At 71.0% G+C, this 16,682-nt stretch carries 14 protein-coding genes; 9 read left to right on the forward strand and 5 right to left on the reverse strand.

Annotation, left to right across the window (positions count from 1 at the left end):
• Positions 1-49: 49 nt before the first annotated feature.
• The 5 genes from fabG to ACFW2G_RS11750 all read left to right on the forward strand — a co-directional run bounded on the left by fabG (position 50) and on the right by ACFW2G_RS11750 (position 4,738).
• Entirely contained in the window at positions 50-811 is a 762-nt protein-coding gene (fabG, locus tag ACFW2G_RS11730; protein WP_384451917.1) for a 3-oxoacyl-ACP reductase FabG, read from the forward strand.
• Between the two features lie 29 nt (positions 812-840).
• A complete protein-coding gene (locus tag ACFW2G_RS11735; RefSeq protein ID WP_384451920.1) occupies positions 841-1,602 on the forward strand; it encodes an SDR family oxidoreductase in 762 nt (253 codons plus the stop codon).
• Between the two features lie 152 nt (positions 1,603-1,754).
• Positions 1,755-3,338 (forward strand): ABC transporter substrate-binding protein, encoded by a 1,584-nt coding sequence (locus ACFW2G_RS11740; RefSeq protein ID WP_037929205.1) that lies wholly within the window; start codon positions 1,755-1,757, stop codon positions 3,336-3,338.
• A 111-nt stretch (positions 3,339-3,449) separates the two neighbouring features.
• On the forward strand, positions 3,450-4,118 hold the full coding sequence (locus tag ACFW2G_RS11745; protein ID WP_384451961.1) for a uracil-DNA glycosylase: 669 nt from the start codon (positions 3,450-3,452) through the stop codon (positions 4,116-4,118).
• Positions 4,119-4,213: 95 nt separating this feature from the next.
• Positions 4,214-4,738 carry a hypothetical protein gene (locus ACFW2G_RS11750; RefSeq protein ID WP_037929478.1) on the forward strand — a complete coding sequence of 175 codons (525 nt, stop codon included), beginning with the start codon at positions 4,214-4,216 and terminating at the stop codon, positions 4,736-4,738.
• Between the two features lie 88 nt (positions 4,739-4,826).
• On the opposite strand, the gene ACFW2G_RS11755 is transcribed toward ACFW2G_RS11750, so the two are convergent.
• Together ACFW2G_RS11755 and ACFW2G_RS11760 are read right to left on the reverse strand one after the other, a co-directional pair.
• Positions 4,827-5,366: a hypothetical protein gene (locus ACFW2G_RS11755; protein WP_384582116.1), complete on the reverse strand. Its 540-nt coding sequence runs from the start codon at positions 5,364-5,366 to the stop codon at positions 4,827-4,829.
• A gap of 143 nt (positions 5,367-5,509) precedes the next feature.
• On the reverse strand, positions 5,510-6,034 hold the full coding sequence (locus ACFW2G_RS11760; RefSeq protein ID WP_384451927.1) for a DinB family protein: 525 nt from the start codon (positions 6,032-6,034) through the stop codon (positions 5,510-5,512).
• An 84-nt stretch (positions 6,035-6,118) separates the two neighbouring features.
• Here ACFW2G_RS11760 and ACFW2G_RS11765 point away from each other — a divergent pair, with 84 nt between their 5' ends.
• Entirely contained in the window at positions 6,119-7,033 is a 915-nt protein-coding gene (locus ACFW2G_RS11765) for a Gfo/Idh/MocA family protein (protein ID WP_384582146.1), read from the forward strand.
• Here ACFW2G_RS11765 and lnt read toward each other — a convergent pair.
• The 3 genes from lnt to ACFW2G_RS11780 form a co-directional block, all read right to left on the reverse strand.
• The gene (lnt, locus tag ACFW2G_RS11770; RefSeq protein ID WP_384582114.1) at positions 6,969-8,543 is read right to left on the reverse strand and encodes an apolipoprotein N-acyltransferase; all 1,575 of its coding nucleotides are present in this window, start codon (positions 8,541-8,543) and stop codon (positions 6,969-6,971) included. The genes ACFW2G_RS11765 and lnt overlap by 65 nt on opposite strands.
• Before the next feature lie 77 nt (positions 8,544-8,620).
• Entirely contained in the window at positions 8,621-9,094 is a 474-nt protein-coding gene (locus ACFW2G_RS11775) for a nuclear transport factor 2 family protein (protein WP_384451933.1), read from the reverse strand.
• A gap of 69 nt (positions 9,095-9,163) precedes the next feature.
• Positions 9,164-9,340 (reverse strand): hypothetical protein, encoded by a 177-nt coding sequence (locus tag ACFW2G_RS11780; protein WP_106967693.1) that lies wholly within the window; start codon positions 9,338-9,340, stop codon positions 9,164-9,166.
• Positions 9,341-10,832: 1,492 nt separating this feature from the next.
• Between ACFW2G_RS11780 and ACFW2G_RS11785 the strand changes: the two genes are divergently transcribed.
• From ACFW2G_RS11785 to ACFW2G_RS11795, 3 genes are read left to right on the forward strand one after another with little or no spacing between them, the layout of a single operon-like run.
• Complete coding sequence (locus ACFW2G_RS11785) at positions 10,833-14,969, forward strand: amino acid adenylation domain-containing protein (protein WP_384582144.1); 4,137 nt, start codon at positions 10,833-10,835, stop codon at positions 14,967-14,969.
• A gap of 25 nt (positions 14,970-14,994) precedes the next feature.
• Positions 14,995-15,939, forward strand: coding sequence for a pseudouridine-5'-phosphate glycosidase (locus tag ACFW2G_RS11790; RefSeq protein ID WP_384451936.1), 945 nt, complete (start codon positions 14,995-14,997; stop codon positions 15,937-15,939).
• On the forward strand, positions 15,936-16,667 hold the full coding sequence (locus ACFW2G_RS11795) for an HAD family hydrolase (RefSeq protein ID WP_384451939.1): 732 nt from the start codon (positions 15,936-15,938) through the stop codon (positions 16,665-16,667). Before ACFW2G_RS11790 ends, ACFW2G_RS11795 begins: the two co-directional genes overlap by 4 nt.
• Positions 16,668-16,682: the final 15 nt, after the last annotated feature.

A 16,682-nucleotide genomic window follows, 5' to 3' on the forward strand; every position in this document is an offset into this window, starting at 1 on the left:
CGGTTGCTCACCTCTGGGTGGCCGTCTCTCAAGGGCGAGGAGAACCACCATGTCCACCACCGAGCAGCGCGTCGCGATCGTGACCGGGGCGGCCCGGGGCATCGGCGCGGCCACCGCCGTGCGCCTGGCCGCCGAGGGTCGGGCCGTTGCCGTGCTCGACCTCGACGAGGCGGCCTGCAAGGACACCGTGGACGCTGTCACGGCGGCCGGCGGCCGGGCCCTGGCGGTCGGCTGCGACGTGTCGGACGGCGCACAGGTGGAGGCGGCGGTCGAGCGCGTGGCCGCCGAACTCGGCGCCCCCACCATCCTGGTCAACAACGCGGGCGTGCTGCGCGACAACCTGCTCTTCAAGATGAGCGAGTCCGACTGGGACACGGTCATGAACGTGCACCTGCGCGGCGCCTTCCTGATGTCGAGGGCCTGTCAGAAGTACATGGTGGAGGCCACGTTCGGCCGCATCGTGAACCTCTCCAGCAGCTCGGCGCTCGGCAACCGCGGCCAGGCCAACTACTCGGCCGCCAAGGCCGGTCTGCAGGGCTTCACCAAGACCCTGGCCATCGAGCTCGGCAAGTTCGGCGTCACCGCCAACGCCGTGGCCCCCGGCTTCATCGTCACCGAGATGACCGCCCAGACGGCCGCCCGCGTCGGCATGGGCTTCGAGGACTTCCAGGCCGCCGCGGCCACCCAGATCCCCGTCCAGCGGGTCGGCCGTCCGGCAGACATCGCCAACGCCATCGCCTTCTTCACCGGCGACGCCGCCGGCTTCGTCTCCGGCCAGGTCGTGTACGTGGCCGGCGGCCCCCTCAACTGAAGCGACCGAAGAGAGGCGGGGCATACGTCATGGCGTACAGCGGCACGGACAGCGGCAAGGTCGCACTGATCACCGGAGCGAGCCGGGGCATCGGCTACGGCATCGCGGAGGCACTGGTCGCCCGGGGCGACCGGCTCTGCATCACCGGGCGCAACGAGGAGGCCCTCAAGGAGGCCGTGGAGCGCCTCGGCGCGGACCGGGTGATCGGGGTGGCCGGGAAGGCGCACGACGAGGCCCACCAGGCCCTTGCCGTCGAGCGCACGATGGAGGCCTTCGGCCGGGTCGACTTCCTGGTGAACAACGCGGGCACCAATCCCGTCTTCGGCCCGATCGCGGACCTCGACCTCGGGGTCGCCCGGAAGGTCTTCGAGACCAACGTGATCTCCGCGCTCGGCTTCGCCCAGCGGACCTGGCACGCCTGGCAGAAGGAGAACGGCGGGGCGATCGTGAACATCGCGTCGATCGCCGGCATCTCCGCCTCGCCCTTCATCGGCGCGTACGGGATCAGCAAGGCGGCCATGATCAACCTGACCCTCCAGCTCGCCCACGAGATGGCCCCCGGGGTCCGGGTCAACGCGATCGCTCCGGCGGTGGTCAAGACCAAGTTCGCGCAGGCGCTCTACGAGGGCCGGGAACAGGAGGCCGCCGCGGCCTATCCGCTCGGCCGGCTCGGGCTCCCGGAGGACATCGGAGGGGCCGCGGCTTTTCTTACATCTGCACAAGCGGAATGGATCACGGGGCAAACTCTGGTCGTCGACGGTGGGATGTTCCTCAATTCCGGGGTGCACTGACCGATAATCGGACGTATTTGCCTCCGAAAGGGAGGTAAATGTGTATCGAATGTGCACGGAACCGGTCAAGTGCCTCACGAAACCAACCCATTGGATTCGTGAGGCACTGCGGTAGGGTCTGCCGCACCCCTGGCTGATCGAGGAGCGTGCACGTGTTCAACCGGACCAGATGCCTGCAGATCTCTGCGGCCCTTGCGTCCATATCCCTGCTCGCCGGATGCGGCCTGCTGTCGGAGGACGACGGCGACGAAGCGAAGCGGATCGTCGTCGGGACTACGAGCGCGCCGAGCACCCTTGATCCCGCCGCGGCGTGGGACGGCTCCTGGGAGCTGTACCGGAACGTCTACCAGACCCTCCTGGCCTTCCCCACGGGCTCCACCAAGCCCCAGCCGGACGCCGCCCAGAACTGCGAGTTCACGGACGGCGCGAGCCAGGCCTACCGGTGCACCCTGCGCAAGGGCCTGAAGTTCTCCAACGGCGAGCCCCTCGACGCCAAGGCCGTCAAGTACTCCCTCGACCGGATCATGACGATCGGGTCCAAGGTCGGCCCGAAGGACCTCTTCGGCAGCCTCGACAAGATCGAGACCCCCGACGCGCTGACGGTCGTCTTCCACCTGAAGACCTCCGACGCCACCTTCCCGTACGTCCTCGGCTCACCGGCAGCCTCGCTGGTCGCGCCCAAGGACTACCCCGCCGACAAGGTGCGCGAGGACGGCAAGATCACCGGATCGGGCCCCTACGTGCTGGACTCGTACAAGGAGGGCGGCGAGGCCGTCCTGTCCGAGAACAAGGGCTACGCAGGCTTCGCGAACCGCCAGAACAAGGCCGTCACCATCCGCTACTACGCGGATTCCGAGAAGATGGTCGCCGACCTGAAGGCCAAGGAGCTGGACGCCACCTACCGAGGCCTTTCCGCCTCGCAGGTCACCGACCTCCAGAGCCCCGCCGCACACGGACTCGGCGTCCAGGTCGTCGAGAACGTCGGCGCCGAGATCCGCTACCTGGTCTTCAACCCGAAGGACCCGGCGGTCAACAAGCTCGCGGTCCGCCAGGCCATCGCCCAGGTCATCGACCGCGGCACCCTCGTCTCCAAGGTCTACCAGGGCACCGCGGAGCCGCTGTACTCGATGGTTCCCAAGGGCGTCGTCGGCCACAAGACGCCGTTCTACGACAAGTACGGCGCGGCGGACGTCAACAAGGCGAAGAAGATCCTCAAGGAGGCCGGGATCAACCAGCCGGTCGACCTGACCTTCTGGTACACCACCGACCGGTACGGCGCCTCCACCGCCGAGGAGTTCACCGAGATCAAGCGGCAGCTCGACGAGAGCGGCCTGTTCCGCATCACCCTGCGCAGCCAGCCCTGGAAGACCTTCCAGGAGGGCTACAAGAGCCAGGAGTACCCGGTCTTCGGCCGAGGCTGGTTCCCCGACTTCCCGGACCCGGACAACTTCATCGCGCCGTTCGTCGGCAAGGAGAACGCGGTCGGCACCCCGTACGAGCAGAACGAGATCCTGACCGAGCTGCTCCCCAAGTCCCGCCGCGACAGCGACCGCTCCTCCGGGGTCCAGCAGTTCGAGAAGGCCCAGCAGATCTTCGCCGAGGACGTGCGGCTGCTGCCCCTGTGGCAAGGCAAGCTCTACGTCGCCGCACGCGAGGACATCGCGGGCGCCGAGCGGGCCCTCGACCCGCAGACCGCCATGCAGATGTGGGAGCTGTACCGCAAGACCAGCTGGTAGCCGCGGTCCCGCCCGGGAGATCTCCCGGGCGGCCGACGCGTTGTCAGTGGCCCCCGGTAGGTTCTGGAGCAGTTGCACGAACTTGTACCGGAGGTTGTCGCCGTGACCCAGATGCTGCCCGAGTCCTGGCTCCCCGTCCTCGGCGGGGAGCTGGAGCAGCCCTACTTCAGAGAGCTCACGGAGTTCGTCGAGAAGGAGCGGGCGAACGGGCCGGTCTACCCGCCCCGCGACCAGGTGTTCGCGGCACTGGACGCCACGCCCTTCGAGCAGGTGAAGGTGCTGGTCCTCGGCCAGGACCCCTACCACGGCGCCGGCCAGGGCCACGGCCTGTGCTTCTCCGTGCAGCCCGGCGTCAAGACCCCGCCCTCGCTCCGCAACATCTACAAGGAGATGAAGGAGGAGCTGGGCCTGCCCGTCCCCGACAACGGCTACCTGATGCCGTGGGCCCAGCAGGGCGTCCTGCTGCTCAACGCCGTGCTCACCGTCCGGGAGGCCGAGCCGAACTCGCACAAGGGCAAGGGCTGGGAGAGGTTCACCGACGCGGTGATCCGCGCGGTGTCGGAGCGGCCCGACCCGGCCGTGTTCGTCCTGTGGGGGGCCTATGCCCAGAAGAAGATCCCGCTCATCGACGAGGAGCGGCACGTGATCGTCAAGGGTGCCCACCCCTCCCCGCTGTCGGCCAGGAAGTTCTTCGGCTCCCGCCCCTTCACGCAGATCAACGAGGCCATCGCCGCCCAGGGGCATGAGCCGATCGACTGGCGGATCCCGGACCTCGGCTGACGCCCCACCGCGCCTCGGCGCCATCGCCGGTGCCTCCGGCTAGCGTCTTGACGACCGGACCGGAGCAGGTCCGGCAGAGCAAGCCGGAGGCCGCCGTGACCGAGCAGCAGGAGGCGTCGGAGGACGCCGTCATGACGAGGATCGGCCAGGCGGTCATCCTGCTGCACGCCGGAGACCGGGAGGAGGCCCGCAACCGGCTCGGCGAGATCTGGCAGGAGATCGGCGAGGAGGGGGACTGCCTGCACCGGTGCACCCTGGCCCACTACATGGCCGACGCCCAGGACGATCCCGCCGACGAGCTGGCCTGGGACCTGCGCGCCCTGACCGCCGCCGACTCCCTGGGTGACGGGCACGGGGACGGGTGCCCCGCGCAGCGGGAGCCGCGTCCCGCGATGCGCGTGTTCTACCCGTCGCTGCACGTCAGCCTGGCCGCCGACTACCTGAAGCTCCAGCGTCCCGGCGCTGCCCGGGTCCACCTGGCGCGGGCCCGCGCGGCAGCCGGGGCCCTCTCCGACGACGGTTACGGCGACGGCGTACGGGCGGCCATCGCCCGGCTGGAGCACCGCCTCGCCGCGGAACCGGGCGGCGGCGGCCCCTGGCCCTTCCCCGAACAGGCGTAGGGGGCGTCCTGCCGGTCGGGACGGGCAGCCCGCGGCCCCGGCCCCCGTCGGCCGCCCCCCGCCCGCCGGGCGGCCCCCTGGCGCGCCCTCAGCCGCCGTGGACGCCCGCGCAGATCCGGGCCTCCGGGCTGTCGGGGTGCCAGCGGCCGTGGCGCCGGCCCAGCGCGCAGACGTCGGCCGGCCGCACCGGCAGCTTGCGCAGCAGCTCGCGCTCCGCCTCGGCACCGGGCCGGTCGGGGTGCCGGGAGCCGTCAGGACGGCCCGTCGTGGATCCGGCGGCCCGGCGGGGCTCCGGGATGTCCGGGACGGGCGCAGCCTCCTGCACGGCCCCGCCGGAGGCGCCCCGGGCAGGGCGCTGCGAGTTCCGTGCGGCGGGGGTCGGGCCCGCCTGACGGGCGGGCTGCTCCGGGGCCGCAGCGACCGCCTCCAGCGCCTCCAGGGCGGGTGCCCGGACGGCCACGGGGGCGGCACCCGGGCCGCCGCGCGGCTCGTGCCGGGGCGGGACCCCGGCGGCGGGGGCCGCCGCGGGAGGCGCGGTTCCGGGGCTCACATGGACACAGCCGGAGACCGCCGAAACGGCGCAGGCGACTCCGAGCAGCAGCTTTGTCGTGGTTCGCGTTGGATGCACCCGCGCAACTCTGCTGTGCGAGGACCCCGTTGCGGAAACCCGGAGCCCATATTCACCCCGCACGGGTGACGGGCAGCGGGGTGACCGGCGGATCGCGGGCCGCCCCGGGCCGGCCGCCGGGCAGTCGTCGGGTAGTTGTCGGGTCAGTCGCCGGTGGCGCCGTCTATCTGCTCGCGCAGCAGGTCCGCGTGGCCGTTGTGGCGCGCGTACTCCTCGATCATGTGGGTGTAGACCCAGCGCAGGCTGAACACCTCGCCGCGGTGGTGGTTCCGGGCCTCCGACACCAGGTCCAGCGAGCGGCCCGCGGCCGCCTGCCGTGCCCGTTCGACCTCCGCCCGCCACACCCGCTCGGTCTCGGCCCGGGTGGCCGCCTCGGTGAAGTGGAAGTCGCCGTCCCGGTCCTCGTCCGTGACGTACAGCTCGGGCAGCTCCTCACCCAGCATGATCTCCCGGAACCAGTAACGCTCCACCTCTGCCATGTGCCGCAGCAGCCCCAGGAGGCTCAATTCGGAGGGCGCGAGCGGAGTCCTGCGCAACTGCTCGTCCCGCAGCCCCTCGCACTTCCACAGCAGGGTGGCGCGGTGGTAGTCGAGCCAGCCGTCGAGCATCTCCCGCTCGGCGGCGGTGGTGGGGGGTTCGGTGCGGTGTGATCCTGAACTGGTGGTCATGGGGCCCATCCTGTGCGAACCGGAGCCCCGGCCACCAGGGATTAAGCTGCGAGGATCCCGCAAGGACCGAATTTGGAGGCCCCGGTGAAGGTCGGCTGCATCGGACTCGGCGACATCGCGCAGAAGGCGTACCTGCCCGTCCTCACCACGCGTGCGGACGTCGAACTGCACCTGCAGACCCGCACTCCCGAGACTCTGGAACGGGTCGGCGCGATCCACCGGGTCCCGGCAGCGCACCGGCACACCGACCTCGACGCCCTGCTCGCCGAGGGGCTCGACGCGGCCTTCGTGCACGCGCCGACCGCCGCCCACCCCGAGATCGTCACCCGGCTGCTGCAGGCCGGTGTCCCCACCTACGTGGACAAGCCGCTCGCCTACGAGTTGGCGGCGTCCCGGCGCCTGGTGGAACTGGCCGAGGAACGCGATGTCTCCCTGGCCGTCGGCTTCAACCGCCGTTACGCGCCCGGGTACGCGCAGTGCGCCGACCACCCGCGCGACCTGATCGTCTTGCAGAAGAACCGGGTCGGCCTGCCGGAGGACCCACGCACGCTGGTGCTCGACGACTTCATCCACGTCGTCGACACCCTGCGCTTCCTGCTGCCGGGCGAGGCCGACTACACCGGGGTGCGGGCCGTGGTGCGCGACGGACTGATGCACCAGGTGGTGCTGCACCTCTCCGGCGCCGGCTTCAACGCGCTCGGCATCATGAACCGCCTGTCCGGATCCAACGAGGAGGTCCTGGAGGTCTCCGGCACCGACACCAAGCGGCAGGTCGTCAACCTCGCCGAGGTCATCGACCACAAGGGCCAGCCCACCGTGCGCCGCCGGGGGGACTGGGTCCCCGTCGCCCGCCAGCGCGGCATCGAGCAGGTGGTGGACCACTTCCTGGAGGCGGTGGCGGCGGGCCGGATCCTCGGTGCCCGCGACGCGCTGCTCACCCACGAGCTGTGCGAGCTGGTGGTGAACTCGGCTCTGGAGCAGGCGGAGAAGGCCTCCTGAGCACCCGTGCGCCCGCCGCACCGCAGGCGAACGCCAGAGCTGCGAGGGCCGCGGTCACGGGCCAGTCCCCGAAGCGGACGTAGAGGGTCGAGCCCCGGGCGAGCGGTACGTCGTACACCTCGGCGGTCCGCGCCGAGGTGGGCAGTGCGGTGCCGACGAGCTCGCCCGACGGGCCGTTCACCACACTGATCCCGGTCAGCGTCGCATGCACCATCGGGCGGCCGTTCTCGGCCGCCCGCAGGGCCGCCAGCGAGGCGTGCTGGGCCGGTGCCCAACTGTGCTGGAAGGTGGAGGTCGCCGACTGGGCGATCAGCACGGAGGCCCCGTCGTGGGTGAGGCGCCGGCTCATGTCGGGGAACGCGGACTCGAAACAGACCAGCGGTCCCAGACGGACGACCGTGCCTTCGTCCCGCCGGCCCGGCAGGTCCATGACCACCGGCGCGTCCCCGCGCACGCGGTCCTCGCCGGCGGCCCTGCCGACCGAGGTCGCCCAGCCCAGCAGAGCCCGGGCCGGTACGTACTCCCCGAAGGGGACCAGCCGCATCTTGTCGTACCGGTCGCCCGTGAGCCCGCCCGGGCCGACCAGCACCGCGCTCTTGTGGATCCCCGGGCGGTCCGCCCTCCGCGCGTCCACGTTCACCAGCAGCGGAGCCCCGACCTCCGCCGACAGCGCGGCCAGCCGGCGGGCCAGGTCCGGGCGGGCCGTCAGGTCCTCGCCCACGCTGCTCTCGCCCCACACCACCAGGTCGACCCGCTGCCCGGCCAGCGGCCGGGTCAGCCGCTCGCCGGCCGCGAACCGCCGCTCCGCGCTGTCGGGGCCGTCGGGCACCGGTCCCGGTTGTACGACGGCCACCCGCAGCCCGCCCGACTCCGCGGGCCGAACCGCCCACACCCACACCGCGCCCGTCAGCAGCGCACAGCCCATGAGCCCGGCCACCGCCGGGACCCTGGCCCCCGGTACGGCGACCAGCAGCACCAGGGCGCAGTTCACCGCCACCAGCAGCAGACTGATCAGCCACACCCCGCCCACCGACGCCAGCCGGAGCGCCGGCGGAACCTGCCACTGGCTGGCCCCCAGCAGCCCCCACGGCCCGCCGAGCCCCTGCCAGGAGCGGACCAGCTCCGACAGCAGCCACCCGGCCGGTACCAGGACCAGAGCGCAGGCCGCCCGGCCACGGGACGGGCGGCCGCCGAGCAGCTCCCGCACCAGCAGTGCCCAGGGGATCCAAAGCACCCCGAGCAGTGCGGCCACCGGAAGCAGGAACACGTGCAGGCTCGGCAGCAGCCAGTGGTGCACGGCCAGGATGAACCCGGCGCCGCCGAGCCAGCCCTCCAGGGCCGCCCGCCGCCCTCCGGAGGCCGATCTCAGCAACAGCATCCAGGGCACGAGGGCCACGTAGGCGAACCACCACAGCGCGGGGGCGGGGAACGCCAGGGCGGGCAGCGCCCCGGCGGCGACCGCGGCGGGCCCGCGCCAGTGGCGGGACCACCCGTCGTGCTTCGGGATCATGGCGCGCCTCCGCTTCCAGTGTGGCAGTGCAGGGCGGGACCGCCCCCGGGCCGCGCGGACGGAAGGGGAGGAAGCGCTCACGCGGTGGTGTGTCGCCACTTCTCGTGCACGGTGACACGCGTGAGCCGCCAGCCGTCCCGGGTGCGGGCCAGGGCGAAGGCGTAGCGGCCGGCGGCCACGAAATTCGGAGAGGTGACCGCGCCGCCGCCGCGGGCCTCCGGTGCCTGCAGCCGCATCGGGTTGAAGAAGTCCGCCCGGACCTCGGCGCTGTCGCCCGGCGAGCCGGCCACGTCCTCCAGCCGGACCAGCCGGTTGACGATCAGATGCTGCCTCACCGGGAAGAGCTCCATGGTCCGTGCGAGCCATTCCGCGACCTGCCCCACCGGCCCCTCGATCCCGCCGGCCGATCTGTAGTCGGCCCGCCCGCCGGGGGTGAACAGGGCCCGGTAGGCGCCCCAGTCGCCGTCGTCGACGGCCATCGCGTAGCCCGTGACCACGTCGTCGATCGCCAGCCGGTCCATCACCGTCGCGAGATCCACACGCTGAGTCATCGGGTCAGTGTGGGGCTGCGCGGGCGGGAGGCCAAGGGGCGTGCGCGGACCGGACCTCCGTCCCGCCCGTCAGTGACCGGAACGCGCCTCCCGCTGCCGGACCACGACCAGGAACGCGTCGCTCGCCAGATCCATGACCACCTCCGCGGGCACGCCCTCGCGCATCCGCTGGGCCGCGTACTCCTCGGCGGGCCAGCTCCCCCGCGGACTTCCGGCCGGAAAACGCTCCAGTACCACTCGACCCATGGGACACCCCCTGCTGCTTGCCTTGCGCTCTTTTCGTGAACAACGACGCGGAGGCCGCCCGGGAACGTTCCCGGGCGGCCTCCGATTCACGCGAAGTGGTGGAACGCCTCCGCTACGAGCCGGACTCGCCGGCTTCATGAACGTTGCTCACAGGTCGGGGGTGCCCCTATCTGTTTCGTCAACCTCGGCGGGGTCGGTTTGAAGGGGTTGATCATGGATGTCGGGAACGTCCCGCGAAGCGGGATGTTCCCGGTGGATCGGGTGCCTGGTGGGCAGTCCGGTGGCCGGCCGGGCCTTGGTGGCCGCGCCGGTGTGCGGGCGTGATCGGGGTCTGGAGGGTGGCGGGGGTGGGGTTGTCAGGCGGCGAGGTCGACGTCGTCGGGGGTGCGTGGTTCGTAGAGGACGCCGGTGCGGATCACCGCGTGGATGACCTTCACCCCTTGGCAGGCAGGCGGGGGCCTGTCCAGCCAACGGAATCCACGTCCCGGTGTTCCAGCCCCCACTTCAGGGCGGTCACGGCGTCCTGGGCGCCGTAGGCCAAACACACGTGCTGTTCGGCCGGGGTGAGGTTGCGCCCGAAGCCGTCGCAGAAGGCGGTGCGGGTGGGAGGCGGGGACGCGCATCCGGAAGCGGGGGAGTTCGCGCTTCACCGCGGGCTCGACGCAGGACCGCTTTGTGTCAGCGAGATCGTGTCCCCTGCAGGTTGTGTCGCTTTGCGCCAGGGCTGAGCCCTTGATGTGCGTCGCGTTACGGCGCGCCATCGTGTCGCTTTTCCAACTGCCCCCTGTGGCGGACATCACGGGGTCGTCCGGCCGCTCTCGTAGGGCCGGAGACTGGAGACGGAGCGTCAGCCACCACGCCGGTCCTCGACCCTACTGAGTGGAAGTCGCCACGCCGTGGTGACCGGATATCGACTCTGTGGATCCGGTCAGCGGGGCGCGGTGGACGAGCGGGAACCGGTGGGCCTTCCGGCTTCTGTGCAGTTCCTGTGGCATGTGCCACGTGGCCGGGAGGCGGCCTTTTAGGTCATCCTCCTGGCGCCTGTTGACCCACCTATGGCCACGGCATAACGTCTCGATTGCTCCGCGCCGCAGACCAGCCATGCGGATGCTTGAGCGGATACCTGTCCTGTGCAGGGGTCTCAATTCACGGGGGAAGATCCCGGCCGTTCGGCGGCCAGGAAGGACAGCGGGGGAAAGCGATGCCCAAGACGGGCGTGATTCGAAGAGGCGTGCCCCGCCACACGTGGAAGCGGACCCAACCGGTGAGCGGTGCGGGAATTCCTTCACCGATGTGCAGGCTGCGCTCCGGTGCCTTCCGGACATCACCGACGGAAGTCGTATGAGCCGACGGGCGGAAGGGCCCGTCGGTCACACAGGCGTGGGCGGGATTCCGGGTGGCGACGATGCCGCCGCGGGTCGGCGCCACGCGTATCTGACGTATTTGATCGGGGGCGTACATGGTGAATTCGGCTGTCGAGGGAAGTAGGGACCTGCCGCACATAACCGGCGGCGGTGACACGGGGGAGAGTCTGACCGACCTGTTGAGAGCCCAGGTCAGGTGGCATCCCGACAGGACCGCGGTGGAGTGCGGCCCAGAGCGGCTGACGTTTCGGGAGCTCGGCCGGTACAGCGCGGAAGCCGCCGCGTACCTGCGCGGGCTCGGGGTGGGGCGGGGCGACTGCGTCGGTCTTTTCGTCGAGCCCTCACTTGATCTCATGACAGGCGTGTGGGGAATTCTCGCGGCCGGCGGAGCGTATCTTCCGCTGTCACCGGACTATCCGGAAGAACGTCTCCGGTACATGGTCGAGGATGCCCGGGTCTGCGTGGTCTTCACGCAGGAACGGCTGCGGGAACGACTGGAGAGAATCGCTCCCCCCGGAACCACGGTCGTCACGCTGCGGGATGTGCTGAATTCGGCGGCGGGGGATACCGGAAAGACGTGGCGGGAATCCGGGCTCGGGCTGCCGGCGGAAGACGATCCGGCGTATGTCATTTACACCTCGGGCAGTACCGGAAAGCCCAAGGGTGTAATGGTCGAACACCGTGCGATCGTCCACCAGATGAACTGGTTACGGACGGCGCACGGACTCGACGAGAACAGAATCGTCCTGCAGAAGACGCCCGCCAGTTTCGACGCCGCGCAGTGGGAGATCCTCGCCCCTGCCTGCGGCAGCCGCGTCGTCATGGGCGCCCCCGGCATCCATCGCGACCCCGAAGGGCTGATGCGGACCGTCGACGCCTATGGCGTGACCACCCTGCAGTGCGTGCCGACGCTGCTTCAGGCGCTCCTCGACACCGAGGAGTTCGGCCGCTGCACCTCCCTCACCCAGCTCTTCAGCGGCGGCGAGGCGCTGTCCAGGAATCTGGCGAGACTGCTGCTCGACACCCTGCCGGACTGCTCGCTCGTGAACCTCTACGGCCCGACCGAGTGCACGATCAACGCCTCCTCGTACCGCGTGGAGCGGGCGGACGTGGAGTCAGGGCCGCAGTCCGTGCCGATCGGCTCCCCGGTCGACGGCATGCGCTTCCACATCCTCGACCCGTCGCGGTCGCCGGTCGCGGCCGGCGAGATCGGCGAACTGTACATCGGAGGCGTCCAGCTGGCCCGGGGCTACCTCCACCGGCCGGACCTCACGGCGGAACGGTTCGTCGACGACCCCGAGCGCGGGCGGCTGTACCGGACCGGGGACCTCGCGTACGGGAACGCCGACGGGAGCGTGCAGTTCGCCGGCCGGGCGGACAGCCAGGTGAAGCTGCGGGGCTTCCGCGTCGAGCTGGACGAGATCCGGCTGGCCGTCGAGTCCCACGACTGGGTCAGGAACGCGGCCGTGATCGTCAAGGACGACCCGCGCACCGGTTTCCAGAACCTCGTCGCCTGCGTCGAGCTGAGCCCCCGGGAAGCCGCGCTGATGGACCAGGGCCGGCACGGTACGCACCACCAGTCGAAGGCGAGCAAGCTCCAGGTCAGGGCTCAGCTGGCGGCCGCCGGCTGCCGGGACACGGATGACGTGGCGGCCCGCGCGTCGGTCGCGCTGCCCGGTGCGGAGCCCACGCCGGAGCAGCGGCGCCGCGTGTTCGCGCGCAAGACGTACCGGTTCTTCGAAGGCGGCGACGTCACGGAGGACGACATCCTGCGGCTACTCGACGAGGACCGGGAGGACCGTACTGCCGCGCGCCCGCCGCGTGAGCCCGCCGGGCTCGGTTTCGGCGAGCTGGGGGAGATCCTGCGCTACTTCGGCCGGTTCCTCAGCGAGGAGCGGCTCCTGCCCAAGTACGGGTACGCCTCGCCGGGCGCGCTCAACGCCACGCAGCTCTACCTCGAGCTTGCCGGCGGTCCCGCCGAGGTGCCCGATGGGCTGTACTACTACCACCCGCTGGAGCACCGGCTCGTCCTGATGGGCCCTCCTGCCGGCTCCGCGGCGCCCAGGGTGCGTCTGCACTTCCTTGGGCGGACCAGCGCCATCGAACCTGTCTACAAGAACAACATCCGCGAGGTCCTCCAGATCGAGGCCGGCCACATGGTGGGGCTGTTCGACGAGGTGCTGCCCCACCACGGGCTGGCGGTACGCGAGCTGGACTTCACCCCCGGGACGAAGGAACGGCTCGACTGCGCGGACGAGGACCACTACCTCGGCGGCTTCGAGGTGGTGCCCGCCGGACAGGGCGACCGCGACGCGGCCGCGCTCGACGTGTACGTCCAGGCGCACCCGGGGCGTGTGCCCGGGCTGCCCGGAGGCCAGTACCGGTATCGCCACGGCTCCGCGGGAGGCGGCGGTGCCCTGGAGCGGGTCGCCGACGACCTCGTACGCAAGAGGGACGTCATCGCCATCAACCAGGCCGTGTACGAACGCGCGAGCTTCGGCATCACCGTGTTCGGCGCGGCGGAGCGGGGCTGGCTCGGCTACCTCGACCTGGGGCGCAAGCTCCAGCGCCTCCAGATGAACTGCCTCGACCTCGGGTTCATGTCGTCCGGCTACAGCTCGGAGACCGGCGAGGACCTGCCCGCGGCCAAGCGGATGGCCGCCCTGCTCCCGGTGGCGGGGAGGCCCTCGTACTTCTTCGTCGGCGGGCGTGTGAGCGAGGAGCAGTGGCACAGCGAGGGCATGAAGGAGGACACCGTCCACATGCGGGGGCCCGCGGAGATGATCCGCGACGACCTGGTGACCTTCCTGCCGGACTACATGGTGCCCAACCGGGTCGTCGTCCTCGACGCCCTGCCCCTCACCGCCAACGGCAAGATCGACGTCCGGGCCCTGGCGAACTCCGAGGCGACGGACGTGACCGGCTCCGACCGCCCCTTCGTCCCGCCGAGGACGCGGACCGAGAAGCGGATCGGCGACATCTGGATGAAGGTGATGAAGCGCGACACCGTCTCCGTCCAGGACGACTTCTTCGCCAGCGGCGGGAACTCGCTCATGGCGGTCGCGCTCGTGAACCGCGTGAACCGGGAGCTGGGCGGCTCCCTCCCCCTCCAGGCGCTGTTCGACGCGCCCACCGTCGAGCAGCTCGCGCTGCGCGTCGCCGGCGGCGGCGCGCAGGAGGGCACCGACCAGGACGTCGCGCGGCTGGTGAGGCTGCGGGACGGGGAGGACGAGGCCGACGGGGCGGCGCCCGTGTTCTGCTGGCCCGGCCTCGGCGGGTACCCCATGAACCTGCGGCTGCTCGGCGACCGCCTGGGCCTGGGACGGCCGTTCGTCGGCGTCCAGGCGTACGGCATCAACGAGGGCGAGACGCCGTACGCGACGATCCGCGAGATGGCCGAGCGCGACGTGCACGCCATCCGGCAGGTCCAGCCCTCGGGCCCGTACACGCTCTGGGGCTACTCCTTCGGCGCCCGCGTCGCCTTCGAGGCCGCACACCAACTGGAGCAGGCGGGGGAGCGGGTCGAGAACCTGTTCCTGATCGCCCCGGGCGCGCCCGAGGTGCGGGCGGACGCCGCTGCCGTACACGGCCATGAACCCTCCTATCGCAACCGGGCGTTCGTCACGATCCTGTTCTCCGTATTCGCGGGGCGGATCAGCGGGCCGCTGCTGGAGGAGTGCCTGCGCACGGCGACGGACGACGAGAGCTTCGCGGCCTTCGTGGCCGGAGCCTTCCCGGGGCTGGACGGCGAACTGGTGCGGCGGATCGTACGGATCGTCCGCCTGACGTACGAGTTCACCTACACCTTCCCGGAGTTGAGGGGGCGGCGGATCGCCGCGCCGGTGACGCTCTTCAAGGCGCGCGGCGACGACAACTCGTTCATCGAGAGCGCCCGCGGCTACGCGGTCCGCGAACCGGCCGTCGTCACCCTCGACACCGACCACTACGCGCTGCTGCGCGACCCGGGAGTCGACGAGCTGGTCCATGTGATCCGGCGCCGCCTCCGGGACCAGGAGAACACACGCAAGAAGGAGTTCACCTTGCCGCACGTCAACATCAAGCACTTCCCCGTAGCACTGAACGAGGAACAGGAGTCCGAACTCGTCGCCGCCGTGACGAAGGCCGTGCACTCCGCCTTCCAGTGCGACGAGGGCGTCATCTCCATCGCGCTCGAAGCGGTGGAGCAGGACGCGTGGAACGAGCAGGTCTACCTCCCCGAGATCGTCGAGCGGGCCGAGCTGCTCCGCAAGACCCCCACGTACTGAGTCATTCAAGGAGAGCCAGGACATCATGACGATTCCCCTCGCGTTCAGCGACGAGGTCGCCCAGGCGCTCGACACCGGTGCTCCAGTCGTCGCGCTGGAGTCCAACGTCATCACCCACGGCCTGCCCTACCCGCACAACGCCGCCACGGCCCGCAAGGTCGAGGCCGCCGTACGGGCGGGCGGCGCGGTGCCCGCCACGATCGGCGTCGAGGGCGGCCGCATCCTCGTCGGCATGACCGACGAGGACATCGAGCGGTTCGCGTCCACGCCCGGTATCCCCAAGGTCAGCAGCCGGGACCTGTCGCTCGCGCTGGCCGGGGGCGGGATGGGCGCCACGACCGTGGCCTCGTCGTTGGTCGCCGCCGAGCTCGCGGGCATCCCGTTCTTCGCGTCCGCCGGGATCGGCGGGGTCCACCGGGGCGCCGAGACCACCATGGACATCTCGTCGGACCTGATCCAGTTCACCCGCTCGAAGGTCGCGGTGGTCTGTGCGGGTGCCAAGAGCATCCTGGACCTGGGACTGACCCTGGAGTTCCTGGAGACCCACTGCGTCCCGGTCACCTCGTACCGCTTCGACGACTTCCCGGCCTTCTACTGCCGTACGAGCGGCTTCCGCAGCCCCCACCGGCTGGACGACGAGGAGCTGATCGCCCGCGCCATCGACACGCACTGGGCGCTCGGCAACCCGGGCGGGTTCCTCGTCGCCACGCCGATCAAGGAGGAGGACGCGATCGACAGCGCGGATGTGGACGCGGCGATCGCCGAGGCGACGGTCACGGCCGAGCGCGACGGCATCACCGGCAACGCCATCACGAAGTACCTGATGCGGGCGGTGGACCGGGTGACCGACGGCCGCTCCTCCCAGGCCAACATGTCCGTGCTGATCAGCACGGCGGAGCTGGCCGGCCGGCTGGCCGTGGCCCACGCCGGCGTACGGGCGGCTGCCGCACAGGCGGAGGCGGTCCGATGAGCGCCGATGTTTCACGTGACACACGAACGGCCCGGCCCCTCTCCGCCTCCCGCCCCGCGGCACTGTTCGACCTCGACGGCACGCTCGTCGACACCCCGCGCGGCATCGTGGAGTCGTTCACCGCCGTCTTCGCCGCCCTGGGCACCGCGCCCGCGCCCGCCCCGGCCGAGATCCGGGCGACCATCGGGCTCCCCCTGGAGCAGGCGTTCGCCAAGCTGCTGGGCGTCGCGCCCGACGATGCGCGCGTGGCGGAGGGCGTACGCCGCTACCAGGAGGCGTTCCGCGAGATCGTCCTGCCGCGGGCGGTGGAGCTGCTGTTCCCCGGCGTCCCGGACGGCCTCGCCGCGCTGCGCGACCGCGGGCTCGCCCTGGCCGTCGCCACCAGCAAGTTCTACGCCAGCGCGGACGCGTTGCTGCGGGCCGCCGGAATCCGGGACCTCTTCGAGGTCGTGCTCGGCGCGGACCAGGTCGAGCGGCCCAAGCCGCACCCCGACTCGGGCCACAGGGTGCTGCGCGAGCTGGGCGGCATACCGGCCGAGCGGGCGGTGATGGTCGGTGACACGACGCACGATCTGCTGATGGCACAGGCGTGCGGGATGCGCTCGATCGCCGTGACATACGGCATCCACGGCCCGGCCGAACTGTCCACGGCCGAACCGACGTGGCTGGCGGACACCTTCGACGACGCCGTCGCACACATCATGGCCGCGTACGGAAACGACGGCTGACGAAGCGAACCGAAA

The sequence above is a fragment of the Streptomyces sp. NPDC058880 genome (assembly GCF_042742535.1).
In the GTDB taxonomy this organism is placed as follows: domain Bacteria; phylum Actinomycetota; class Actinomycetes; order Streptomycetales; family Streptomycetaceae; genus Streptomyces.